The following is a 22,876-nucleotide window of genomic DNA, read 5'->3' as shown; positions in this document are numbered from 1 at the left end:
ACCTGGGGTGGGGGCGTGATTTTATGTCAGGCCCTCCGGACGCGCCGGGCGGAGCCCCGCGCCAGGAGGCCCTGCAACGCGCCGGCCCCGGAGTTTCCAGCCAAATCGGCCTGCAGCGCTTGCTCAGCAAGCGCAAGCAGCTATTATTTTCGGAGCAACACTCTCAGAACAGCACCCGGCTGCGCAGCGTGCCCGGCACCTGGGCCAGCCGGTCCAGCGCCAGGTGGGACGAGGCCGCGTCGGTGTCAATCACCACGTAGCCGATGGCCTCATTGGTCTGCAGGTACTGCGCCGCGATGTTGATCTGCAAGTCCGAAAAGACGCGGTTGATCTCGGACAGCACGCCCGGCACGTTGCGGTGGATGTGCAGGATGCGGTGCTTGCCCGGGTGGGCCGGCAGCGCCACTTCAGGGAAGTTGACCGACGAGGTGCTGGTGCCGTTGTCGCTGTACTTGACCAGCTTCTCGGCCACTTCCAGCCCGATGTTGGCCTGCGCCTCCATGGTGGAGCCGCCGATGTGGGGCGTGAGGATCACGTTGTCCAGCCCGCGCAGGGGCGAGAGGAACTCGTCCTTGTTGGTGCGCGGCTCCACCGGGAACACGTCCACGGCTGCGCCCAGCAGCTTGCGCGCCTGGATCGCTTCGGCCAGCGGCTCGATCTCCACCACCGTGCCGCGCGACGCATTGATGAGAATGCCGCCCGGCTTCATGGCGGCGATCTCGGCCGCGCCGATCATCCACTGCGTGGAGGGCAGCTCGGGCACGTGCAGGCTCACGATGTCGCTTTGCGCCAGCAGCTCGTGCAGGTTGTGCACCTGGCGGGCGTTGCCCAGGGGCAGCTTGCTGACCACGTCGTAGAACGCCACGTGCATGCCCAGGGCCTCGGCCAGCACCGACAGCTGCGTGCCGATGGAGCCGTAGCCCACGATGCCCAGCGTCTTGCCGCGGATCTCGTAGGCGTTCTCGGCGCTCTTGAGCCAGCCGCCGCGGTGCGCCACGGCATTCTTCTCCGGCACGCCGCGCAGCAGCAGAATCGCCTCGGCCAGCACCAGCTCGGCCACGGAGCGGGTGTTGGAATACGGCGCGTTGAACACCGCAATGCCGCGCTCGCGCGCGGCGTTCAGGTCCACCTGGTTGGTGCCGATGCAAAAGCAGCCCACGGCCACGAGCTTGTGCGCCTGGGCGAACACCGCCTCGGTGAGCTGCGTGCGCGAGCGGATGCCCAGGAAGTGCACGTCCGCGATCTTGCGCTGGAGTTCATCGTCCGGCAGCGCGCCAGAAACGGTCTCAACCTGCGTGTAGCCCGCGGACCGGATCACGTCCACGGCAGACGCGTGGATGCCCTCGAGCAGGAGGAATTTGATCTTGTTCTTGTCCAGCGAATTGGTGGCCATGGCAATGGGATAAAAAAGAAAAAACAGCATGCGCCGGCGCGCCGGTGCGCGGCGGCGCGAACGAACCGGCGCGGCCGCAGCCATCCCCGGGGCCGCCAGCATGGTGCATTGCACAAAACCTTGCAAGCCGGGGCAAATCAACAACAGCCTGTCACAAAAGAGTCAAAATCAGTCCCCCACAGGGCAGCCCAAGGGGTTTCCCGGTTGTTGCTGGCCGCGCGGCCATGCGACAACGACATATCCTTGTCACATCGGCTGCATACCCTGCGGCCTTTGTGCTCTTGTCATTCCTGGAGGAAGATTCATGCAATTCAAGCATCTGGCGCTCTCTGCCGCCATCGCGCTGTCCGTCGCCGCACCCGTGCACGCGCAGCCGGTGGAAATTCAATGGTGGCATTCGATGAGCGCGGCGCTGGGCGACTGGGTCAACGACCTGGCCAAGCAGTACAACGCCAGCCAGACCCAGTACAAGGTCGTGCCCACCTACAAGGGCCAGTACAACGAATCCATGACGGCCGCCATTGCCGCCTTCCGCGCGGGCAATGCGCCCCACATCCTGCAGGTGTTTGAAGTAGGCACCGCCACCATGATGGCCAGCAAGGGCGCCATCGTTCCCGTGGCCAAGGTGCTCAACGACGGCGGCTTCAAGTTCACGCCCACCGACTATGTGTCGGCCGTGGCCGGCTACTACACGGCGCCCAACGGCCAGATGCTGAGCTACCCGCTCAACAGCTCCACCACCATCTTCTATTACAACAAGGACGCTTTCAAGAAGGCCGGCCTCGACCCTGAAAAGGCCCCGAAGACCTGGCCTGAAGTGTTCGCGGCCGCCTCCAAGCTCAAGGCCAGCGGCCACAGCTGCCCGTTCACCACCAGTTGGATCAGCTGGACGCAGCTGGAGAGCTTCTCGCTGTGGCACAACACGCTGTTCGCCTCCAAGAACAACGGCTTTGACGGCAACGACGCCAAGCTGCAGATCAACACGCCCCTGCACGTGCGCCACTTCGAGAACCTGGCCAAGGCCTCCAAGGAAGGCAGCTTCGTGTACAAGGGCCGCAACAACACGGCGGATGCCTCGTTCCCCTCAGGCGAGTGCGCCATGATCACGGGCTCCTCCGGCCTGTATGCCCGTGTGTCCAAGGAAGCCAAGTTCGCCTACGGCATCTCCACCCTGCCCTACTACGATGACGTGAAGGGCGCTCCGCAGAACACCGCCATCGGCGGCGCCAGCCTGTGGGTGATGGCCGGCAAGAAGGCCGACGAGTACAAGGGCGTGGCCGACTTCCTGAACTTCCTGAACGACACGAAGATCCAGGCCGCCAGCCACCAGCGCACGGGCTACCTGCCCGTCACCATGGGCGCCTACAAGCTGACCGAGGCCTCGGGCTTCTATGAAAAGCACCCCGGCACCGACGTGGCCGTGACGCAGATGATCAAGAAGGCCACTGACAAGTCGCGCGGCATCCGTCTGGGCAACTTCGTGCAGATCCGCACCATCATCGACGAGGAAACCGAACAGATCTGGTCGGGCAAGAAGTCGCCCAAGGAAGCGCTGGACACCGCCGTGACGCGCGGCAACGAGCAACTGGAGCGCTTTGCGCGCGCCAACAAGTAATCACAGCGCCCGTGCTCCATTGATGCCCGCATGCACTGCGGCATCCCGGCCCGCCCCCCTGATTTCCAGGGTGGCGGGTTCATTTTTTGAAGATTGATCCATGGAAAAACGCGTTCTCTTCCGCTCGTCATGGCTGCCCTGGGTGCTGCTCGCGCCCCAGCTGGTCGTCATCAGCGTGTTCTTTTTCTGGCCCGCCGGGCAGGCCCTGGTGCAGTCGTTCCAGATGCAAGACTCCTTTGGCCTGGCCACCGAATGGGTAGGCCTGGAGAATTTCAAGAACCTGTTCAACGACCCCGGCTACCTCGCGTCGTTCAAGACCACGGCCTTCTTCTCGATCCTGGTGGCGGTGATCGGCATCAGCCTGTCGCTGGTGCTGGCGATCTTTGCCGACCGCATCATCAAGGGTGCGCTGGTTTACAAGACCGCCCTGCTGCTGCCCTATGCCGTGGCCCCGGCCGTGGCGGGCGTGCTGTGGATGTTCATGTTCTCGCCCTCGCTGGGCGTGGTGGCCTATCTGCTGCGCTACGCCGGCATGGACTGGAACCACCTGCTCAATTCCGACCATGCCATGGCGCTCATCGTGATCGCCGCCGTGTGGAAGCAGATCTCGTACAACTTCCTGTTCTTCCTGGCGGGCCTGCAATCCATCCCCAAGTCGCTCATCGAGGCAGCAGCCATTGATGGCGCGGGGCCATGGCGCCGGTTCTGGAGCATCCAGTTCCCGCTGCTGTCGCCCACGACGTTCTTCCTGCTGGTGATCAACGTGGTGTATGCCTTCTTCGACACCTTCGCCATCGTCGATGCCACCACGCAAGGCGGGCCCGGGCAGGACACGGCTATCCTGGTTTACAAGGTCTATCACGATGGCTTCAAGGCCATGGACCTGGGCGGCTCGGCGGCGCAGTCGGTGGTGTTGATGGCCATCGTCGTCGTTTTGACAGTCATCCAGTTCCGCTACGTCGAGAAGAAAGTGCAATATTAAAAATGGTTGAACGTAGCCCTTATCTCACCGCGTTCTCGCACCTGATCATGGTGCTGGGGATCATCATCGTCGGCTTCCCGCTGTACCTGGCGTTTGTGGCTTCCACCCACACCGCCCAGGAAATCGTGCAGGTGCCCATGCCCATGGCGCCGGGCAGCAACTTCTGGCAGACCTACCACGACACGCTGTTTGGTGGCGGCACGGGGCCGGGCTCCACTGCGCCCGTGGCCCGCATGATGTGGGTGAGCTTTGTCACCGCCATCGTGATCGCCGTGGGCAAGATCGCCATCTCGCTGCTGTCGGCCTTCGCCATCGTGTACTTCCGCTTTCCGTTCAAGGGCATCTGCTTCTGGCTGATCTTCATCACGCTGATGCTGCCGGTGGAAGTGCGCATCGGCCCTACTTACCAAGTGGTGTCGGACCTGGGCATGCTCAACAGCTACGCCGGGCTGACGATCCCGCTGATCGCTTCGGCCACCGCCACCTTCCTGTTCCGGCAGTTCTTCCTCACCGTGCCTGACGAGTTGGTGGAGGCCGCCCGCGTGGACGGCGCAGGCCCCATGCGCTTCTTCAAGGACATCCTGGTGCCGCTGTCGCGCACGTCGATTGCCGCGCTGTTCGTGATCCAGTTCATCTACGGCTGGAACCAGTACCTGTGGCCGCTTCTGGTCACCACCTCCGAAGACATGTACCCCGTGGTGATCGGCATCAAACGCATGATCACCGGCGGCGACATGGGCACGGAGTGGAACGTGGTGATGGCCACCGCCCTCCTGGCCATGCTGCCGCCCGCCCTGGTGGTGGTGTTGATGCAGCGCTGGTTCGTCAAGGGCCTGGTGGACACCGAGAAATAAGCGCATTCGAACAAAAACCTGCCCCAGCGCCCTACCCACAAGCGCAAGCAGCTACCAAATCAATAGCAAAATGGCATCCCTTTCCTTTCGCAACATCATCAAGCGCTACGGCCACGGGCCCAAGGCCAACCAGGTCATCCATGGCGTGAACGCCGAGGTGAAGGACGGTGAATTCATCGTCATCGTCGGCCCCTCGGGCTGCGGCAAGTCCACGCTGCTGCGCATGGTCGCGGGCCTGGAGGAAATCTCCGGCGGCGAGCTGCGCATCGGCGACCGCGTGGTGAACGACCTGGAGCCTGCGCGCCGCGACATCGCCATGGTGTTCCAGAACTACGCGCTCTACCCGCACATGACGAACTTCGAGAACATGGCCTATGGGCTGAAGATCGCCAAGGTGCCCAAGGACGAGATCAAGGCGCGTGTGGACAAGGCCGCCAAGATCCTGGAGCTGGGTCACCTGCTGGAGCGCAAGCCCCGCGAACTGTCGGGCGGCCAGCGCCAGCGCGTGGCCATGGGCCGCGCCATCGTGCGCCAGCCCCAGGTCTTCCTGTTCGACGAGCCCCTGTCCAACCTGGACGCCAAGCTGCGCGCGCAGACGCGCCTGGAGATCCAGAAGCTGCACCGCGAGCTGGGCATCACCAGCCTGTTCGTCACGCACGACCAGGTCGAGGCCATGACGCTGGCGCAGCGCATGATCGTGATGAATGCCGGCAACATGGAGCAGTTCGGCACGCCCGAAGAGGTCTACCACACGCCCGCCTCCACGTTTGTGGCCAGCTTCATCGGCTCGCCGCCCATGAACCTGCTCAAGAACGCACCGGGCGTGCAGGCCGGCACCATCCTGGGCATCCGCCCTGAGCACCTGGACGTGACCACCGGCGACGGCTGGGCCGTGACCGTGGAGACTGTGGAGCTGCTGGGCGCCGAGCGCCTGATCTACGGCCGCCTGAACGGCGAGTCCATCATCGTGCGCGTCGAGGAAGGGGCCTACGCCCCCGCGCCCGACACGGTCATCCATGTGCAGCCGCGCGCCGACCGCCTGCATGCGTTCGACGCGTCCAACGGCAAGCGGATCGCCGCCTGAAGCCATGCCCGCCGCGGCTGCCACCACCACCCCGCCACGCATCCACGCCACGGTGCCGGTGCTGGCGTCGCTGGACCTGGCCGAGACGCTGCGGTTCTACCGGGACCGGCTGGGCTTTGCGCCCGCGCTGGAGATGGACAACTACCTCATCGTGGCGCGCGACGGCTGCGAGCTGCACTTCTGGGCCTGCGCCGAGCGCCACATCGCCGAGAACACCTCGTGCTATGTGCGCGCCGACACCGAAGCGCTGCATGCCGACTTCGCGGCGCGCGGCCTGCCGCTGGCGCCCCCAGCCGTCCAGCCCTGGGGCATGAAAGAGCTGCTGGTCATCGACCCCCATGGCAACCTGCTGAAATTTGGTGAACCCGCATGAGCACGACATCCGCATCGCCCCTGCCCCACTGGCCCTACCCGCGCTGGATTGCCCACCGGGGCGCCGGCAAGCTGGCGCCTGAGAACACCCTGGCCGCGTTCCGCCTGGGCGCGCAACACGGCTACCGCATGTTCGAGTGCGACACCAAGCTCAGCAGCGACGGCGTGCCCTTCCTGATGCACGACGCCACGCTGGAGCGCACCACGAACGGCCGCGGCACCGGCGGCGACCAGCCGTGGAGCGCGCTGGCCCAGCTCGACGCGGGCGGCTGGCACTCGCGCCAGCATGCGGGCGAGCCACTGCCCACGCTGGAGAACCTGGCCCGCTTTTGCATCGCCAACAGCTACTTTCTCAACATCGAGATCAAGCCCACGCCGGGACTCGAAGAAAAAACCGGGCAGGTGGTGGGCGAACTGTGCACCCGCCTGTGGAAGAACGAGGCCGTGCCCCCGCTGTTCTCGTCGTTCCGCCCCGAGGCGCTGGCCGGCGCCCGCGCCACCGCGCCCCACCTGCCCCGTGCGCTGCTGCTGGACACGCTGTGGGACGGCTGCCTTGATGTGGCCCGCGAACTCGGCTGCGTGGCCATCGTCTGCAACCACGCACTGTGGGACCGCGCCCTGGTGGCGCAGGTACAGGGCTGGGGCCTGCGCGCCCTCAGCTACACGGTGAATGACGAGTGGGCCGCGCAGCGCCTCATTGAGCTGGGCACCGACGGCATCATCACCGACCGCGTGGACCTGTTCAGCCCGGCCCTGCAGGCGTAGCCGCCGCGCCGGGGGTGGGCCGCCATCGCGCCCCCGCCCGACACCACGGCAAGGCTTTTGCCTACAGCCGGTCCGGCCCGTCCGGCGCTGGACGCCCGACAATGGGCGGATGCGACTGCCCTGCCTGTGCCACGCGCGGAGTTCTTCACGCGCGCTGCTTTCTTTCTTCTCGTTGCGCTCCCCTGGTATCCCTTTCCTCCCGTTCCCGGCGCGCGCAGCGGCGGGCCTGGTGGTCGCGCTGCTGTGCCTGGTGCTGCTGGGCGCACCCGCGATGGCCCAGGGCCCGCAGCAGCCGGCCAAGGGGGCGTCTGCGCCTGCCTCCGCCTCCAGCGCCGCTGCCGCATCGACCGCCGCGGGGACCGCCACCGCGCCCGGCAGCAAATCGGGAGCGCCGGACCCTGCCTTGCCGGGCGTGGACGTGCTGCGCCAGCAGCTGGACGCCATCCCGCTCCAGCTGGGCGAGGCCGACGATGGGCGCAAGCTGCTGGCCGACGTGAATGCCATCGGCAAGGCGGCCGAAGAGCTGGCCGCGCGCCGCACGGAGGCGCTCGCCGACATTGATTCGCGCCTGGCGGGCCTGGGCCCGGCCCCGGCCAAGGGCGCTCCGCCCGACACGCGCGATGTGGCCGAGCAGCGCGCCGGCCTGGCCAAGCAGCGCGCGGCCATTGACGCGGAGCTCAAGCTGGCGCGCCTGGTGGCCGTGGACGCCGAGCAACGCGGCACCGAGCTCATCCGCCAGCGGCGCGAACAGTTCCAGGCGGCCCTCACCACCCGCACCGACTCGCCCCTGGGCGCCACCTTTTGGCGCGCCTTGCGCAACGCGGCGCCGGGCGACCTGGAGCGGCTGAGCGCGCTGGGCCAGGAACTGCGCCAGGCGGCGCGGGCGGCCCTGGCCTCCGACCACCGCACCGCCTTCCTGTCCAGCCTGGTGGGCGCGCTGCTGCTGGCCGTGGCGGGCACCTGGCTGGCCGAGCGGCTGCTGGTGCGCCTGGCGCCCGCACGCCTGCCGGCGGGGCGGCTGCGGCGTTCGCTGCTGGCATCGGTGTCGGTGCTGGCCTATGTGCTGCTGATCGGCATGGCCGTGCAGCTGGCCTGGACCGGCCTGGCCGCGGACGGGGGCCTGAGCGAGCGCCTGCAGGCGTTGTCCCGGGCCACCCTGCGGCTGGCCGTGTTTGCGGCATTCATCGTCGGCCTGGGCCATGCCCTGTTGTCACGCAAGCGCAGCTCCTGGCGCCTGCCAGGCATTTCGGACACGCTGGCGCAGCGCCTGAGCCCCTACCCCTGGTGGGTGGCCCTGCTGGCCGCCTTCAGCGGGCTGGCGACCGAGGTGAACAGCCTGGTGGACGCCAGCCTGGCGGCCGAGGTGAGCGTGCACGCAGCCACGGCGCTGCTGCTGTCCGCCACGGTCGCGCTGGCGCTGCGGCACCTGCGCGCGCCGGCCTCCGGCGATGGCGGTGCGCCGGTGGAGGCGCCTGCGCCCAGCCCGGGGCCGGACCCCGCCGGGGACGGCAGCGCAGCGCCGAGACCGCTGTGGGTCGGCCTGCTGGTGGCGGCGGCCGGCGCGGCCGTGGTCGCCACGGTGCTGATGGTCGCGCTCGGGTACATCGCTTTGGCGGGCACGCTCACCCGCCAGATGCTCTGGACCGGCGTGGTGTTCGCCACCACCTACCTGCTGTTCGAGCTGGTGGACGACCTGTGCGAGGCCCTGCTCTCGTCCAAGGGCGGTTTCGGCCAGCGGCTGCACACGGGCCTGGGGCTGGACGCGAAGCTGCTGGACCAGGCCGCCGTGGTGGCCTCGGGGGTGCTGCGCATCGTGCTGCTGTTCTACATGGCGGTGGCCCTCATGGCGCCCTTCGGCACGGGGCCGGACGAGGTCTTCCGCCGCGGCACCACGGTGGACCACCGCCTGAAGGTGGGCGACATCACGCTGGCCCCGCAGGCGCTGCTGACGGCGCTGGCGGTGGTGGTGGCCGGCCTCTTGATGATCCGCATGCTCAAGCGCTGGCTGAGCGAGCGCTACTTCCCCAACACGTCGCTCGAGCCCGGCATGCGCAGCTCCATCGTCACCCTGCTGGGCTACGTGGGCGGCGTGCTGGTGGTAGCCGTGGCGCTGGCGGGGCTGGGCATCAGCGTGGAGCGCATTGCCTGGGTGGCCAGCGCGCTGTCGGTGGGCATCGGCTTCGGGCTGCAGGCCATCGTGCAGAACTTCATCTCGGGCCTGATCCTGCTGGCCGAGCGGCCGGTGAAGGTGGGCGACTGGGTGGTGCTGGGCGACACCGAGGGCGACGTGCGCCGCGTGAACGTGCGCGCCACCGAGATCCAGCTGGGCGACCGCTCCACCGTGATCGTGCCCAACTCGGAATTCATCACCAAGACCGTGCGCAACATGACGCTCACCGGCGCCCCGGGCCGCGTGCTGCTGCGCCTGCCCGCACCCCTGGACACCGACGCCAAACGCATGCGGGATCTGATCCTGCAGGCGTTCCGGGAGCACGAGGGCGTGCTGGACAACCCCGAGCCCATCGTGCAGCTGGAAGGCATCGTGAGCGGCACGCTCACCTTCCTTGCCATTGGCTACGTGAGCAACCCGCGCAATGCAGGCAGCGTGCGCAGCGACCTGCTGTTCAGCATCCTCGGCGCGCTGCGCGAAGCGGGCCTGGCGCTCTCACCACCGGCCACCACCGCGGTGGCGCCGTATGTGCCTGCGGCGGCGCAGGCACCGTTGACAACCGTCAGCGTGCCCCAGCCGGGTTCAGCAAATTAAGTGCTACGCAAAACATAGCAATTGCCGCCGATGGGATAAGCGGCTGAAGGCACTTTTCTGCGGGTTTCCCGTTCACTGGATCGGTGAGGGGCTTCCCTCGTGCATGCCACCCTGCTTGCGCAGGGGGCGCTGCGCGGACCAGGGACGCCGCGCAAGGGCCGCCCCGCCGCGCTGGCGTCGTCCCCTGCCCGCAGCGCAGCGCGCTGCGAGAGCGGGGGAAGCCGCACAGCGGCTCAGGGGGTATCAGTCCAATTTCGCTCCCGACTTCTTCACCGCATCCGCCCAGCGTGGCATCTCCGACGCCAGAAACTTGGCAAAGTCGTCCGCGCCCAGGAAGGCCGGGTCGGCGCCCTGGCTCACCATGCGGTTCTTCACCTCGGGCGACTGCATCACCTGGCCGAACGCGTCGCTGAGCTTGGCCACCACGTCCTTGGGCGTGCCGGCGGGCGCGAGGAAGCCATAGAAGCCCACCACTTCGAAGCCCTTGATGCCGCTTTCGATGACGGTGGGCACATCCGGCAGGGCGGGGTTGCGCTCGCGGCTGGTCACGGCCAGCGCGCGTACCTTGCCCTGCTTGTGGTAGCTGGCGGCCTGCGGAATGCTCTCGGCCATGAACTGCACCTGCCCGCCCATCAGGTCGGTGAACGCCGGCGCGCTGCCCCGGTACGGGATGTGGACCATGTACAGCCCCGTGGCCGTCTTGAACATCTCGGGTACCAGGTGGCTGATGCCCCCATTGCCCGCCGAGCCAAAGTTGACCTGGCCCGGCCGCGCCTTGGCATAGGCCATGAACTCCTGCAGGTTCTTGGCGGGCACGCCCGTATTCACCAGCAGCGCCAGGGGCTGCATCGCCGTGCGCGCCACCGGGGTGAAGTCCTTGAGCGTGGCATAGGGCAGCCGGCTGTACAACGCCGGGTTGATCACCATCACGCCCGTGTTGGCCAGCATGAGCGTGTGGCCGTCGGCGGGCGCCTTCATCACCTCCTGCGCCCCCACGGTGCCGCCGGCGCCGGCCTTGTAGTCCACCACCACGGGCTGGCCGAGCACGGCCTGCAGCTTGTCGGAGAGCAGGCGGGCATGCTGGTCCAGCGGGCCGCCGGCCGGGAAGCCCACCACGATGCGGATGGGCTTGGTGGGAAATCCCTGGGCCGTCGCGGCCAGGGAAGTCAGGGTCAGTGCGGCGGCGGCAAGCCAGATGCGCAAGCGCATGCGAAATCTCCAGAATGAGTGAGGGGATGGAGACCGAGCTTAAGCGCGGGCGGGTGGGGAAAGCACAGGGCATTCCCGCGGGACATGCGCCCATGAGGACACGGGCATCCGCCCCGCGCCGGAGTGCCGGGCAGATGCGCGCCTGCGCTCAGCACCTGTTCAGGGTCCTTTCAAGGTCGCGCCAGCCCATTCAGGCGCCGCCGCGCGTTGCGCTGGCCGGCGCGGTCTCGCTGCGTCGCGCCTCCCCGCCCACAGCCTCCGACAAGAACTCCGCCGTTTCCCGCACCCGCGCCGTGCGCTGCAGGTCCGGGTGCATCACCAGCCAGACGTCGTAGTCATGCGGCCGGCGGCGGTCGGGCCAAAGGCGGGTGAGGCCTTCGCGCTCGCCCATCCACAGCGGCATCTCGCCGATGCCGATGCCGGCCGCCACCGCCTTGCGCACCAGCAGGCTGGAGGGCAGCGCGGCGGCGATGCGGCCCTGGCGCGCGGGCACGCCGGCCAGGGTGAGGTGGGGCGCGTTCTCCAGATAGGGCGCATAGGCGACAAGGTGGTGGCCGCGCAGCTCGTCCTCGGGCCGGGGCACGCCGAAGCGCTCCAGGTAGGCGGCGCTGGCGAACAGGCCCACGGGCCAGGAGGCCACGCGGCGCACCACCAGATCGGGCGTGTCGGGCCGCACGTTGCGGAAGGCAATGTCGGCCTGCCGCCGCGTGAGGCTCAGCAGCTGCGTGGAGACCTGCAGATCCACGCGGATCTGCGGCCAGCGCTGCTGCAGCCGCCCGATGGCCGGCAGGAGCAGATCCACGGCGATCGAATCGGTGCTGGTCACGCGCACCAGGCCGCCGGGCTCGTCGTCCTGGCCCTCGACTTTGGTGCGCAGATCCAGCGCCGCGTTCTCCATGCGGCGCGCGGCAGCCAGGGCGGCCTCGCCGGCGGCGGTGAGCAGGTAGCCGTCGCGCGCCCGCAGGAACAGGCGGGCGCCCAGCTCAGCCTCCAGCGCATTCAGCCGCCGCCCGACGGTGGCCTGGTCGATGCCCAGGCTGCGGGCTGCAGCCCGCAGCGAGGGGGCGCGGGTCAAGGCGAGAAAGATGCGGGTGTCGTCCCAGTTCATGACGGTGGCGTGTGTGTTGGGGCGGCCGTGGCCGATTGGGCGCGGCAGCGATGCAAATTTGCAGCACTGTAGAGCGAAATCGCTGCACCGCACATGCACCCGGCGCGCGTAAGCTCCTCCTCACGCCGCTGGCCACACCTGCGTGCAGGCAGCGACCAGACACACCCCCCCTTTTTCCCCTTCACCCCCATGACCTCCACCCCCATGCAAGCCATCGTTTTCGACGACTTCGGCGGCCCCGAAGTGCTGCAGCTGCGCGTCACGCCCGCCCCCGAACTGCGCCCCCACGACCTGCTCGTGCGCAACGCCGCCATCGGCGTGAACCGCGCCGACCTGCTGCACCGCCAGGGCGCCTACGGCCGGGCATCGTTCGGCGATGCGGACACCATGGGCCTGGAGATCGCCGGCACTGTGGAGGCCATGGGTGCGCAGGTGCAGGGCTTTGCCGTGGGCGACCGGGTGATGGGCATCGTGGGCGGCGGCGCCTATGCCGAGCTTTCGCGCATCGACTACCGCATGGCCATGCCGGTCCCCGAGGGCCTGGGCCTGGTGGAGGCCGGCGCCATCCCCGAAGTGTTCGTGACCGCGCACGAGGCGCTGTTCCACCTGGCGCGCCTGCAGGCGGGCGAATCGGTGCTGGTGCATGCCGCCGCCGGCGGCGTGGGCTCCGCGGCGGTGCAGTTGGCGCACGCGGCGGGCGCGCGGGTGTTCGCCACGGCCAGCGGTTCCAAGCACGCTGCGGTGCAGGCCCTCGGCGCCGATGGGGTCATAGACCACCGCAGCGAGGATTTTCAGGCCGTGGTGCACGAGGCCACGGGTGGCCGGGGCGTGGACGTGGTCATTGACTTCATTGGTGCGCCGTACCTGGAGCGCAACGTGCGCTCGCTGGCCGAAGGCGGGCGCATGGTCTGCGTGGGACTGCTGGGCGGCAAGCAGGGCACGCTGCCCATGGACGCCGTGCTGTACCGGCACCTGCAGATCTTCGGCACGGTGATGAAGTCGCGCTCGCCAGAGGTCAAACAGGGCATGGTGCAGCGCTTTGCCGCGCGTTGGCTGCCGGCGCTGGCGGCGGGCACTCTGCGCCCGGTGATCGACCGCAGCTACCCGCTGGCCGATGCGGCCGAGGCCCACCGGCGCATGGAGTCGGGCGCCAACGTGGGCAAGATCCTGCTGCTGCCGGCTGCAAGGGCATGAAGAGCGGAGAGAACGGCCCGTTCAGCGCCAGCCGCGCGAAAGCACCCACTGCGTGCTAGCGCAGCCGAGCACCAGCGCGGCGTAGGTCAGCATTTTCCCGTCGCGGCCCCACAGCACGAGCCCGGCGGCCAGCACCGCCACGCCCACGGCGAACAAGATCGCAAAGCGCCGCCATGCAGCCATTGCGGGACGGCCCTTGGGGCCCACCCATCCCCCCGCCAGCACCAGCAGCAGCGCCAGGGCGGCAGCCGGCGCCACAAAGTTGAGCAGGTGGTTCAGGACGTCCAACGGACCCATGCGATTGACCCAAATCAAGTGTTGGGCAAGCAGGAATGCTCGCCAGAGCCAACAATTTTATAATCCGGGACTATGGCAGTCTGGGCCCTCGGCATCAACCACACGACCGCGCCGCTCGACCTGCGCGGCCGCTTTGCGTTTGCGCTCGACCAGATTGCACCCACCCTGCAGGGCCTGCGCCAGTCGCTGGCGGGCAGCGCCGCCCGCCACCCCGGTGTCGAGACAGCCATCATCTCCACCTGCAACCGCACCGAAATCTATTGCGCTGGCGCCCAGCCCGCGCTGGACCACACGCTGGGCTGGCTGGCGCAAAGCGGCGGCGTGAGCCCCGCGCTGCTGGCATCGCACTCGTACACGCTGGAAGACAGCCTGGTTGCGCGCCACGCCTTCCGCGTGGCCAGCGGGCTCGATTCCATGGTGCTGGGCGAGGCCCAGATCCTGGGCCAGATGAAAGACGCCGTGCGCGCCGCCGAAACCGCCGGCGCCCTGGGCACCACGCTCAACCAGCTCTTCCAGCGCAGCTTTGCCGTGGCCAAGGAGGTGCGCACCAGCACCGACATCGGCGCCCACAGCATCAGCATGGCCGCAGCTGCCGTGCGCCTGGCGGGCCAGCTGTTTGAAGACCTCTCGCAGATCAAGGTGCTGTTTGTCGGCGCGGGCGAGATGATCGAGCTGTGCACCACGCACTTCGCCGCCAAGAACCCCAAGCAGATCGCCATTGCCAACCGCACGCTGGAGCGTGGCGAGAAGCTCGCCACCCGTTTCGGCGGCGAGGTGATGCGCCTGGCCGACCTGCCCGAGCGCCTGCACGAGTTTGACGCCGTCATCAGCTGCACCGCCAGCAGCCTGCCCATCATCGGCCTGGGCGCCGTGGAGCGCGCGCTCAAGAAGCGCCGCCACCGCCCCATGTTCATGGTCGATTTGGCCGTGCCGCGCGACATCGAGCCCGAGGTCAAGGCCCTGGGCGATGTGTACCTGTACACCGTGGACGACCTGGCCACCGTGGTGCAGACGGCCCAGGCCAACCGCCAAGCCGCCGTGGCCCAGGCCGAGGCCATCATCGACGCGGGCGTGCAAAGCTTCATGCACTGGATGGAGCTGCGCAGCCCCGCAGGCGCCGCCGGCGGCGTGGTGCCGCTGATCCAGCAGCTCAACGCGCAGACCGACGAGTGGCGCGCCCTGGAAATCGCCCGCGCCAAGAAACTGCTGGCCAAGGGCGAGGACGTGGACGCCGTGCTGGAGGCCCTCTCGCGCGGCCTCACGCAGAAGATGCTGCACGGCACCCTGGCCGAGCTGCGCGCGGGCGACGCCGAAACGCGTGCCCAGACGGCGCAGACCGTCTCGCGCCTGTTCCTGCGCTCGCAAAGCAAGACTGCCGGCAACGGGCTGTAGCGGCGCTCGCCCGCTCCACCGCCCGCCCCGATTGCAAGTCCAATCGGCCTCCAGCGCTTGATAGATAAGCGCAAGCAGCTACAATTTTCGTAGCAAAATCTCTCTCCCCACTCCATGAAACCTTTTCTCCGCAGCCAGCTGGAACGCTACGCACAGCGCCTGGGCGAACTCGACTTCCTGCTCTCGCGCGAAGACATCATGAGCGACATGGCGCAGTACCGGCGCATCTCCGTCGAGCATGCCGAGGTCACGCAGATCGCCGGCCGCTACGCCCGCTACCAGCAGCGCGAGGCCGACCTGGCCGGCGCGCGCGAAATGCTGGCCGACCCCGACATGGCCGAGATGGCGCAGGAAGAAATTACCAGCGCCGAGGCCGAACTGCTGCAGCTGGAAGACGAGCTGCAGCGCCTGTTGCTGCCCAAGGACCCCGACGACGCCCGCAACGCCTTCGTGGAAATCCGCGCAGGGACGGGCGGCGACGAATCCGCCCTGTTTGCCGCCGACCTGACCCGCATGTACACCCGCTACGCCGCCACCCAAGGCTGGAAGGTGGAGATCATGAGCGCCAACGAAAGCGAGCTGGGCGGCTACAAGGAAATCGTGCTGCGCGTGGAAGGCGACCATGTGTATGGCGCGCTCAAGTTCGAATCCGGCGGCCACCGCGTGCAGCGCGTGCCCGCCACCGAGACCCAAGGCCGCATCCACACCAGCGCCTGCACCGTGGCCGTGATGCCCGAGCCCGACGAGCACCAGGCCATCACGCTGAACCCGGCGGACCTGCGCATCGACACCTTCCGCGCCAGCGGCGCAGGCGGCCAGCACATCAACAAGACCGACTCCGCCGTGCGCGTGGTGCACCTGCCCACCGGCATCGTGGCCGAATGCCAGGACGGCCGCAGCCAGCACAGCAACAAGGCCAAGGCGCTGCAGGTGCTGCAGGCGCGCATCCAGGAGAAAGAGCGCAGCGAACGCGCCGCCAAGGAGGCGGCGCTGCGCAAGGGCCTGATCGGCAGCGGCGACCGCAGCGACCGCATCCGCACCTACAACTTCCCGCAGGGGCGCCTGACGGACCACCGCATCAACCTCACGCTGTACAAGCTGCTGCAGGTGATGGAGGGCGACCTGGGCGACGTGCTCCAGGCGCTGCAGCATGCGCGCGAGGCCGAACAGCTGGAAGAGCTGGAGTTGAGCGCGGTCTGATCAGAATTTGAAGCAAAATGGCCTCCAGCGCTTATCCAGAAAGCGCCAGCAGCTATTAAAAGCATAGTGAACACCCCCACCCTGGCCCAAGCCCTGGCGCAGGCCCACACCCTGGGCCTGGCGCGCATCGACGCCCAGCTGCTGCTGCTGCACACCGTGGGCCGCACGGGCAGCGACCGCGCCTGGCTGCTGGCGCACGACACCGACGTGCTGGCGCCCGCGCAGCACACGCAGTTCCTGGCCCTGTGCCAGCGCCGCGCGGCCGGCGAGCCCGTGGCTTACCTGACGGGGCACAAGGAGTTCTACGGCCTGCCGCTGCAGGTGGACGCCCGCGTGCTGGACCCGCGCCCCGACACCGAAACCCTGGTGGACTGGGCGCTGGAAGTGATGGCCCCCCTGCCCGCCCCGCGCGTGGCCGACCTGGGCACCGGCAGCGGCGCCATCGCCCTGGCGCTGCAAAGCCAGCGCCCCACCGCCCGGGTGCTGGCCGTGGATGCGAGCAGCGATGCCCTGGCCGTGGCCCAGGCCAATGCCCAGCGGCTGGGCCTGCCGGTGCGGTTTGTGCAATCGGACTGGCTGGCGGGCGTGGACGGCGTTTTCGACGCCATCGTCTCCAACCCGCCCTACATCCCCAGCGCCGACCCGCACCTGGCCGCCCTCACCCACGAGCCCCTGCAGGCCCTGGCCAGCGGCGCCGACGGCCTGGCGGACCTGCGCACCATCGTGGCGCAGGCGCCCGCCCACCTGGCGCCCGGCGGCTGGCTGCTGCTGGAGCACGGCTACGACCAGGCCGAGGCGGTGCGCGCGCTGCTCACGCACCAGGGTTTTGGGCGGGTACAAAGCCACAACGACCTTGCGGGTATTGCGCGCTGCACCGGGGGCCAGTGGGCCGCGGGTGCCCCCGCAGGCCACAGCCCCGGGCAGACAGTGAAATAATCCCGGCCAGCGCATCTTTTCCGGGCCAACGCGCCCCACCTTTTTGAGGAGCCTTCCCATGAGCGACACCCAGCAACGCATCGACGCCCTCGTCAAATCCAGCGACATCCTGCTGTTCATGAAGGGCAGCGCCAGCTTCCCCATGTGCGGCTTCTCGGGCCGTGCCATCCAGATCCTGAAGGCCTGCGGCGTGGATCCCAAGAGCGTGGTCACCGTGAACGTGCTGGAAGACGACGCCATCCGCCAGGGCATCAAGGAATACAGCAACTGGCCCACCATCCCGCAGCTGTACATCAAGGGCGAATTCATCGGCGGCTCCGACATCATGATGGAGATGTACGAGTCCGGCGAGCTCAAGCAGGTGCTGGGCACCGAGGGCTGAGCCCTTTCCACCCGCCGCTGCCCGCCAGCACAGGCCGCCTACGGGCGGCCTTTTTCTTGGGTGGGCTCCTGCGGCGCTTTTGCATCGCTGCAACAGCCGCCCCAGAAAGCGGATTTTTCCGATGTTGCGGCCGGCACGTTGTGTGCTTGAATGGTTGCGTGACGACCTCACGCGAAAGGAGAGCATGCAATGACTCATAGCCTTGTTCCCCAACCTTCCGCCCTGCGCCTGCCCGTGGCCCAGATGCGCAGCGTGTTCCACCCCGGCGACGTGGAACGCAAGCTGGCCCGCCTGCAGGAAGCCGGCAGCCAGCGCGAATACGAGAACCTTCGCGCGGTCTACGAACGCATGCTGGAGCGCGGGCCCGAACGCTTCCAGGTCAAGCCCTCGGGCGTGCCGGACATGGCCAGCCTGTATGCGCAGCTGCCCAACTTCACCGAGGTGCTGGACGACGTGAAGCGCCATGTGGCCCTGGCGCAGGACAGCAGCGACGGGCTGGAGGTCACGCCCATGCTGCTGCTGGGCCCGCCCGGCATCGGCAAGACGCACTTTGCGCGCCACCTGGCCGAACTGCTGGGCACGGGCATGAACCTGCTGCCCATGAGTTCCATGACCGCCGGCTGGCTGCTGTCGGGCTCGTCCGCGCAGTGGAAGGGCGCGCGCCCGGGCAAGGTGTTCGAGGCGCTGGTCGAGGGGGAATACGCCAACCCCGTCATCGTGGTGGACGAGATCGACAAGGCCAGCTCGGACGCGCAGTACGACCCGCTGGGCGCGCTGTACAGCCTGCTGGAGCACGACACGGCGCAGAGCTTTACCGACGAGTTCGCGGAGGTGGCCATCGACGCCAGCCAGGTGATCTGGATCACCACGGCCAACGACAGCCGCGGCATTCCGGACCCCATCCTCAACCGCATGAACGTGTTCGAGGTGGAGGCGCCCACGCTGGAGCAAGCCCGCAGCATCGCGCGCAACCTGTACCTGGGCATCCGCGCCGGGCACGACTGGGGCCGGCTGCTGGACCCCGAACCGCTCCCCGACGTGCTGGACCACCTGGCGCAGATGCCGCCGCGCGAAATGCGGCGCGCACTGATGACCGGCTTTGGCAACGCGCGGCTGGACCGGCGCTCCACCGTGGAGGTGGCCGACCTGCCCAAGGCAGCCTCGGGCCGCAGCCGCATCGGCTTCGTGCAGTAGGCACCGGCGCCAGCGCGTATCGGCGGGCGCCCGCCCTGCAACGGCAGAGCGTCCGTCCAGCCCTGCCCGGCTCCGCGGCGCCCGGCCCCCCGGGCCCCACCCGGGGCGTGCGCAACAGGGGCACAGATACACTTGTCAACACTGTGTGCCATGGCGCCACGCTCTGACGCCCTCCATGACCCTGTTGCAAAGCCTCTTCGTGATCGGGCTGCTGATTGCAGCCAGCGCCTTTTTCTCCATGGCCGAGATTTCGCTGGCCGCAGCGCGCCGCCTGCGCCTGCGCCAGATGGCCGATGAAGGGGACGCCCGGGCCGACCGGGTGATGCGCATGCAGGAGCAGCCGGGCGACTATTTCACGGTGGTGCAGGTGGGCCAGAACGCGGTGGCCATCCTGGGGGGGATCGTGGGCGAAGGAGCGCTCAGCCCGCACTTCACCGCCCTGCTGGAGCTGTGGCTGGCCGAGGCGACCGCCCAGACGGTGGGGTTTCTCGCGTCGTTCACCATCGTCACGTCGCTGTTCATCCTGTTTGCCGACCTGTTCCCCAAGCGCCTGGGCATGGCCGAGCCGGAGCGCATCGCGGTGTTCCTGGCGCGGCCCATGGCGTTTTTCATGGCCCTGCTGCGGCCGGTGGTGTGGTTCTACAGCCGGGGGGCCGATGCGCTGTTCCGCGTGCTGGGCCTGTCGTCCCTGCGCGACGACCGCATCACCTCCGACGACATCCTGGCGATGATGGAAGCCGGTGCCCGCGCGGGCGTGCTGGCCGCGCGCGAGCAGCAGGTGATCACCAACGTGTTCGAGCTGGACACGCGCACCGTCTCCAGCGCGATGTCGCCACGCGACCGGGTGGCCTTCTTCCTGCGCGACGAACCCGACGAGGTGATCCGCCTGCGCATTGCCGCCGAGCCGTTTTCCACCTACCCGGTGTGCGAAGGCGACATCGACCACGTGGTGGGCTATGTGGACGCCAAGGACCTGTTCCAGCGCGTGCTGAACAACCAGCCCATTTCACTGGCCGACGACAGCCTGGTGCGCAAGGTGCTCATCGTGCCGGACCGGCTCACCCTGTCCGAGGTGCTGGAGCAGTTCCGCCAGGTGCACGAGGATTTCGCCGTGATCGTCAACGAGTACAGCCTGGTGGTCGGCGTGGTCACGCTCAACGACGTGATGAGCACGGTGATGGGCGATCTGGTGGGGCCGGCGGACGAGGAGCAGATCGTGCGCCGGGACGAGAACTCCTGGCTCATCGACGGCGTCACGCCCATCACCGACGTGCTGCACGCCCTGTCGCTGGACGAATTGCCCCACGCCGAGGAGTACGAAACCCTGGCCGGCTTCCTGATGGTGATGCTGCGCCGCGTGCCGCGCCGCACCGACAGCGTGACCTGGGGCGGCTACAAGTTCGAGGTGCTGGACGTGGACAGCTACCGCATCGACCAGGTGATGGTGTCGCGCCTGGGCACGTCCGCCGGGGACGGCGCCTTGCCGGCCGAGGCGAAAGGCGACCGCCTGCCTGCGCCGGCCGCCAAATGACCCTGGTGCGGGGGCACAGGGCACGCCGAAGGAATATCCGTCAAAAAGGCATCTAGGCCTTATCAGACAAGCGCAAACAGCTACCTTATTAATAGCAAATTGGTCAGCAATAGGCTGCGCCTTCGCGCACTGACCAGCACGCCAGGGCGTTCCGCACCCGGTCAGGTTGCGGCAACGGGCGGCTTCTCGCCAAACAGCCAGTTGCGCTGCGCGCCGAACACGGCGTCCGGGTAGGGGGAACGCCCGCGGCTGCCGTTGTAGCGCCCCAGGGCCATGAACAGGTCGCCCCGCTCGCGGTCCACATAGTGCCGCAGGATCACGCAGCCAAAGCGCAGGTTGGTCTGCATGTGGAACAGCTTGCCCGCATCGCCGTCGCCAATCACACGGGTCCAGAACGGCATCACCTGCATGTAGCCACGCGCGCCCACGCTGGAGACGGCGAACTTGCGGAATGCGCTCTCGACCTGGATCAGGCCCAGCACCAGCGACACGTCGAGCCCCGCCCGTTTGGACTCGTACCACACCGTCTGCAGAAATTCGCGGCGCACGTCCAGGTCGGGCTTGCGGCGGCGCAGCCGGTCGCTCATGGCGCTGAGCCAGCGCAGATAGTGGATGCGCGCTTCGGTCGACCGGAACTCCGGCTCGGGCGGCGCGCTGAAGGCAATGGCGGATGCCAGGGCGGTGCGCACGGAGTCCGCCAGGGGCTCTTCCAGCTGCCCGCCGGCGTGCGCGGCCTGGGGCGCCAGGGCCAGCCACGCGGCGGGGCCCGCGGCCCCGGCACCCAGCAAGGCCCGCCGGCTCAGCCCGGCTCGGCCCGGCTGAGAGGCGCCGCCACGGCCGTTCATGCCGCCAGCCGGCCCTTCACGTGGGCCAGGATGTCGGCCACGGCCACCTTGGTAGCGGCCGCGTCGCGGCGGTGCTGGTACTCGACCACGCCGTCCTTGAGGCTCTTGTCGCCAACCGTCACGCGGTGCGGCACGCCGATCAGCTCCCAGTCGGCAAACATGGCACCGGGGCGCTCGCCGCGGTCGTCCAGGATCACGTCCACGCCAGCGGCCAGCAGATCGGCATACAGCTGCTCAGCCGTGGCCTTGACGGCCTCGCTGCGGTCCATGCCCACGGGGCACACCACCACGGTGAAGGGCGCAATGGCGTCGGGCCAGATGATGCCGCGCTCGTCATGGTTCTGCTCGATGGCGGCGGCCGGCAGGCGCGTGACGCCAATGCCGTAGCAGCCCATCTCGAAAGGCTGGGGCTTGCCGTTCTCGTCCAGGAACGTGGCGTTCATGGCCTTCGAATACTTGGTGCCCAGGTAGAACACGTGGCCCACTTCAATGCCGCGCTCGATGGCCAGCTCGCCCTTGCCGTCCGGCGAGCGGTCGCCCGCCACCACGTTGCGCAGATCGGCCACGGCGTCGGGCTCCGGCAGGTCGCGGCCCCAGTTCACGCCGGTGATGTGGAAGTCGGGCTCGTTGGCGCCGCAGATCCAGTCGGCCATCACGGCCACCTCGCGGTCCACCACCAGCTTCACCGGCTGCTTCAGGCCGATGGGGCCCAGGTAGCCGGGCTTGCAGCCGAAGTGGTCCTCGATCTCGGCGAGCGTGGCAAAGCGGAAGCCTGCGTCGAGCCCCGGGACCTTGGAGACCTTGATCTCGTTCATGTCATGGTCGCCGCGCAGCAGCAGCAGCCAGACCTGGCTTTTGACGATGTCGCCCGCCTCGTTGACTTCGTCCGTGGCCAGCACCAGCGACTTGACCGTGCTGGCCAGGGGCACGCCCAGCAGCTCGGCCACATCGGCGCAGGTGCTCTTGCCGGGCGTGGCGGTCTTGGTCATGGCCTGGGTGGCCGCGCCGCGCGGGCCGGCGGGCGCCAGAGCCTCGGCCTTTTCCATGTTGGCGGCGTAGTCGCTGCCCGGGCAGTAGACGATGGCGTCCTCGCCGGTGGCGGCAATCACCTGGAATTCTTCAGACAGGTCGCCGCCGATGGCGCCGCTGTCGGCCGCCACGGCACGGTAGGTGAGCCCGAAGCGGTCAAAGATCCGGCGGTAGGCCTGCGCCATGACCTGGTAGCTGGCCTTGGCAGCCGCCTGGTCCTTGTCGAAGCTGTAGGCGTCCTTCATGATGAATTCACGCCCGCGCATCAGGCCGAAGCGCGGCCGGCGCTCGTCACGGAACTTGGTCTGGATCTGGTAGAAGTTCTTGGGCAGCTGCTTGTAGCTCTTGAGCTCCTGGCGAGCGATGTCCGTGACCACTTCCTCGCTGGTGGGCTGCACCACGAAATCGCGCCCATGGCGGTCGTGGATGCGCAGCAGCTCAGGGCCCATCTTGTCGAAACGGCCGGTTTCCTGCCAGAGCTCGGCCGGCTGCACCACGGGCATGGTCAGCTCCACGGCGCCCGCCCGGTTCATTTCCTCGCGCACGATGGCCTCCACCTTGCGAATGACGCGCAGCCCCATCGGCATGTAGTTGTAGATGCCGGCGCCCAGCTTCTTGATCAGCCCTGCCCGCGTCATGAGCTTGTGGCTGACCACTTCGGCGTCGGCCGGGGCTTCCTTGAGGGTGGAAATGAAGAATTGGGAGGCTTTCATCGGATCGGTTTCGCGCA

At 68.2% G+C, this 22,876-nt stretch carries 20 protein-coding genes; 14 read left to right on the top strand and 6 right to left on the bottom strand.

Annotated elements, in window-relative coordinates; translation table 11 throughout:
* Positions 1-163: 163 nt before the first annotated feature.
* A complete protein-coding gene (gene serA / locus LWW96_RS17600) occupies positions 164-1,393 on the bottom strand; it encodes a phosphoglycerate dehydrogenase (RefSeq protein WP_291489155.1) in 1,230 nt (409 codons plus the stop codon).
* 304 nt (positions 1,394-1,697) lie between these two features.
* On the opposite strand from serA, the gene ugpB reads away from it, so the two are divergent.
* The 7 genes from ugpB to LWW96_RS17565 all read left to right on the top strand — a co-directional run bounded on the left by ugpB (position 1,698) and on the right by LWW96_RS17565 (position 9,829).
* Positions 1,698-3,008 carry a sn-glycerol-3-phosphate ABC transporter substrate-binding protein UgpB gene (gene ugpB / locus LWW96_RS17595; RefSeq protein ID WP_291489154.1) on the top strand — a complete coding sequence of 437 codons (1,311 nt, stop codon included), beginning with the start codon at positions 1,698-1,700 and terminating at the stop codon, positions 3,006-3,008.
* 100 nt (positions 3,009-3,108) lie between these two features.
* Positions 3,109-3,990, top strand: coding sequence for a sn-glycerol-3-phosphate ABC transporter permease UgpA (gene ugpA / locus LWW96_RS17590; RefSeq protein WP_291489153.1), 882 nt, complete (start codon positions 3,109-3,111; stop codon positions 3,988-3,990).
* Positions 3,991-3,992: 2 nt separating this feature from the next.
* The gene (gene ugpE, locus LWW96_RS17585; protein WP_291489152.1) at positions 3,993-4,844 is read left to right on the top strand and encodes a sn-glycerol-3-phosphate ABC transporter permease UgpE; all 852 of its coding nucleotides are present in this window, start codon (positions 3,993-3,995) and stop codon (positions 4,842-4,844) included.
* Positions 4,845-4,914: 70 nt separating this feature from the next.
* The gene (ugpC, locus tag LWW96_RS17580; protein WP_291489151.1) at positions 4,915-5,928 is read left to right on the top strand and encodes a sn-glycerol-3-phosphate ABC transporter ATP-binding protein UgpC; all 1,014 of its coding nucleotides are present in this window, start codon (positions 4,915-4,917) and stop codon (positions 5,926-5,928) included.
* Positions 5,929-5,932: 4 nt separating this feature from the next.
* On the top strand, positions 5,933-6,301 hold the full coding sequence (locus LWW96_RS17575; protein ID WP_291489150.1) for a VOC family protein: 369 nt from the start codon (positions 5,933-5,935) through the stop codon (positions 6,299-6,301).
* Positions 6,298-7,065, top strand: a complete 768-nt coding sequence (ugpQ, locus tag LWW96_RS17570; protein WP_291489149.1) for a glycerophosphodiester phosphodiesterase — start codon at positions 6,298-6,300, stop codon at positions 7,063-7,065. The genes LWW96_RS17575 and ugpQ overlap by 4 nt, the downstream gene beginning before the upstream one ends.
* Positions 7,066-7,336: 271 nt before the next feature.
* Positions 7,337-9,829: a DUF3772 domain-containing protein gene (locus LWW96_RS17565; protein WP_291489281.1), complete on the top strand. Its 2,493-nt coding sequence runs from the start codon at positions 7,337-7,339 to the stop codon at positions 9,827-9,829.
* Between the two features lie 243 nt (positions 9,830-10,072).
* Here LWW96_RS17565 and LWW96_RS17560 read toward each other — a convergent pair whose 3' ends face one another.
* Together LWW96_RS17560 and LWW96_RS17555 are read right to left on the bottom strand one after the other, a co-directional pair.
* A complete protein-coding gene (locus LWW96_RS17560) occupies positions 10,073-11,038 on the bottom strand; it encodes a tripartite tricarboxylate transporter substrate binding protein (RefSeq protein WP_291489148.1) in 966 nt (321 codons plus the stop codon).
* Positions 11,039-11,228: 190 nt separating this feature from the next.
* A complete protein-coding gene (locus tag LWW96_RS17555) occupies positions 11,229-12,146 on the bottom strand; it encodes a LysR family transcriptional regulator (protein ID WP_291489147.1) in 918 nt (305 codons plus the stop codon).
* Between the two features lie 189 nt (positions 12,147-12,335).
* Between LWW96_RS17555 and LWW96_RS17550 the strand changes: the two genes are divergently transcribed.
* On the top strand, positions 12,336-13,340 hold the full coding sequence (locus tag LWW96_RS17550; protein WP_291489146.1) for an NAD(P)H-quinone oxidoreductase: 1,005 nt from the start codon (positions 12,336-12,338) through the stop codon (positions 13,338-13,340).
* A 21-nt stretch (positions 13,341-13,361) separates the two neighbouring features.
* On the opposite strand, the gene LWW96_RS17545 is transcribed toward LWW96_RS17550, so the two are convergent.
* Positions 13,362-13,637, bottom strand: coding sequence for a hypothetical protein (locus tag LWW96_RS17545; RefSeq protein ID WP_291489145.1), 276 nt, complete (start codon positions 13,635-13,637; stop codon positions 13,362-13,364).
* Between the two features lie 72 nt (positions 13,638-13,709).
* Here LWW96_RS17545 and hemA point away from each other — a divergent pair, with 72 nt between their 5' ends.
* From hemA to LWW96_RS17515, 6 genes are all read left to right on the top strand, one after another.
* Positions 13,710-15,029: a glutamyl-tRNA reductase gene (gene hemA, locus LWW96_RS17540; protein WP_291489144.1), complete on the top strand. Its 1,320-nt coding sequence runs from the start codon at positions 13,710-13,712 to the stop codon at positions 15,027-15,029.
* Positions 15,030-15,143: 114 nt separating this feature from the next.
* A complete protein-coding gene (prfA, locus tag LWW96_RS17535) occupies positions 15,144-16,229 on the top strand; it encodes a peptide chain release factor 1 (protein ID WP_291489143.1) in 1,086 nt (361 codons plus the stop codon).
* Between the two features lie 66 nt (positions 16,230-16,295).
* Positions 16,296-17,165 (top strand): peptide chain release factor N(5)-glutamine methyltransferase, encoded by an 870-nt coding sequence (gene prmC, locus LWW96_RS17530; protein WP_291489142.1) that lies wholly within the window; start codon positions 16,296-16,298, stop codon positions 17,163-17,165.
* Between the two features lie 58 nt (positions 17,166-17,223).
* Positions 17,224-17,547 carry a Grx4 family monothiol glutaredoxin gene (gene grxD / locus LWW96_RS17525; RefSeq protein WP_291489141.1) on the top strand — a complete coding sequence of 108 codons (324 nt, stop codon included), beginning with the start codon at positions 17,224-17,226 and terminating at the stop codon, positions 17,545-17,547.
* Between the two features lie 189 nt (positions 17,548-17,736).
* A complete protein-coding gene (locus tag LWW96_RS17520) occupies positions 17,737-18,741 on the top strand; it encodes an AAA family ATPase (RefSeq protein WP_291489140.1) in 1,005 nt (334 codons plus the stop codon).
* A gap of 175 nt (positions 18,742-18,916) precedes the next feature.
* Positions 18,917-20,272, top strand: coding sequence for a hemolysin family protein (locus tag LWW96_RS17515; protein WP_291489139.1), 1,356 nt, complete (start codon positions 18,917-18,919; stop codon positions 20,270-20,272).
* A gap of 161 nt (positions 20,273-20,433) precedes the next feature.
* Here the strand turns inward: LWW96_RS17515 and LWW96_RS17510 are convergent, their stop codons facing one another.
* Entirely contained in the window at positions 20,434-21,117 is a 684-nt protein-coding gene (locus tag LWW96_RS17510; protein ID WP_291489138.1) for a lytic transglycosylase domain-containing protein, read from the bottom strand.
* Positions 21,114-22,859 carry a proline--tRNA ligase gene (locus LWW96_RS17505; protein WP_291489137.1) on the bottom strand — a complete coding sequence of 582 codons (1,746 nt, stop codon included), beginning with the start codon at positions 22,857-22,859 and terminating at the stop codon, positions 21,114-21,116. The genes LWW96_RS17510 and LWW96_RS17505 overlap by 4 nt, the downstream gene beginning before the upstream one ends.
* Between the last annotated feature and the right edge of the window lie 17 nt (positions 22,860-22,876).

The sequence above is a fragment of the Acidovorax sp. genome, assembly GCF_021287135.1.
Taxonomy (GTDB): domain Bacteria; phylum Pseudomonadota; class Gammaproteobacteria; order Burkholderiales; family Burkholderiaceae_C; genus Acidovorax.
Note: the sequence above shows the minus strand (reverse complement) of the source record. Positions and strands in the feature narration are given on the sequence as shown.

What these genes read in the sequence shown, in the direction of transcription:
- ugpA (WP_291489153.1), top strand. Translation starts at nt 3,109, where the DNA reads ATGGAAAAACGCGTTCTCTTCCGCTCGTCATGGCTGCCCTGGGTGCTG.
- LWW96_RS17545 (WP_291489145.1), bottom strand. Translation starts at nt 13,637, where the DNA reads ATGGGTCCGTTGGACGTCCTGAACCACCTGCTCAACTTTGTGGCGCCG.
- ugpB (WP_291489154.1), top strand. Translation starts at nt 1,698, where the DNA reads ATGCAATTCAAGCATCTGGCGCTCTCTGCCGCCATCGCGCTGTCCGTC.
- LWW96_RS17510 (WP_291489138.1), bottom strand. Translation starts at nt 21,117, where the DNA reads ATGAACGGCCGTGGCGGCGCCTCTCAGCCGGGCCGAGCCGGGCTGAGC.
- LWW96_RS17515 (WP_291489139.1), top strand. Translation starts at nt 18,917, where the DNA reads ATGACCCTGTTGCAAAGCCTCTTCGTGATCGGGCTGCTGATTGCAGCC.
- LWW96_RS17505 (WP_291489137.1), bottom strand. Translation starts at nt 22,859, where the DNA reads ATGAAAGCCTCCCAATTCTTCATTTCCACCCTCAAGGAAGCCCCGGCC.
- LWW96_RS17555 (WP_291489147.1), bottom strand. Translation starts at nt 12,146, where the DNA reads ATGAACTGGGACGACACCCGCATCTTTCTCGCCTTGACCCGCGCCCCC.
- ugpC (WP_291489151.1), top strand. Translation starts at nt 4,915, where the DNA reads ATGGCATCCCTTTCCTTTCGCAACATCATCAAGCGCTACGGCCACGGG.
- LWW96_RS17565 (WP_291489281.1), top strand. Translation starts at nt 7,337, where the DNA reads ATGGCCCAGGGCCCGCAGCAGCCGGCCAAGGGGGCGTCTGCGCCTGCC.
- LWW96_RS17575 (WP_291489150.1), top strand. Translation starts at nt 5,933, where the DNA reads ATGCCCGCCGCGGCTGCCACCACCACCCCGCCACGCATCCACGCCACG.
- LWW96_RS17520 (WP_291489140.1), top strand. Translation starts at nt 17,737, where the DNA reads ATGACTCATAGCCTTGTTCCCCAACCTTCCGCCCTGCGCCTGCCCGTG.
- LWW96_RS17560 (WP_291489148.1), bottom strand. Translation starts at nt 11,038, where the DNA reads ATGCGCTTGCGCATCTGGCTTGCCGCCGCCGCACTGACCCTGACTTCC.
- hemA (WP_291489144.1), top strand. Translation starts at nt 13,710, where the DNA reads ATGGCAGTCTGGGCCCTCGGCATCAACCACACGACCGCGCCGCTCGAC.
- ugpQ (WP_291489149.1), top strand. Translation starts at nt 6,298, where the DNA reads ATGAGCACGACATCCGCATCGCCCCTGCCCCACTGGCCCTACCCGCGC.
- LWW96_RS17550 (WP_291489146.1), top strand. Translation starts at nt 12,336, where the DNA reads ATGACCTCCACCCCCATGCAAGCCATCGTTTTCGACGACTTCGGCGGC.
- ugpE (WP_291489152.1), top strand. Translation starts at nt 3,993, where the DNA reads ATGGTTGAACGTAGCCCTTATCTCACCGCGTTCTCGCACCTGATCATG.
- grxD (WP_291489141.1), top strand. Translation starts at nt 17,224, where the DNA reads ATGAGCGACACCCAGCAACGCATCGACGCCCTCGTCAAATCCAGCGAC.
- prfA (WP_291489143.1), top strand. Translation starts at nt 15,144, where the DNA reads ATGAAACCTTTTCTCCGCAGCCAGCTGGAACGCTACGCACAGCGCCTG.
- serA (WP_291489155.1), bottom strand. Translation starts at nt 1,393, where the DNA reads ATGGCCACCAATTCGCTGGACAAGAACAAGATCAAATTCCTCCTGCTC.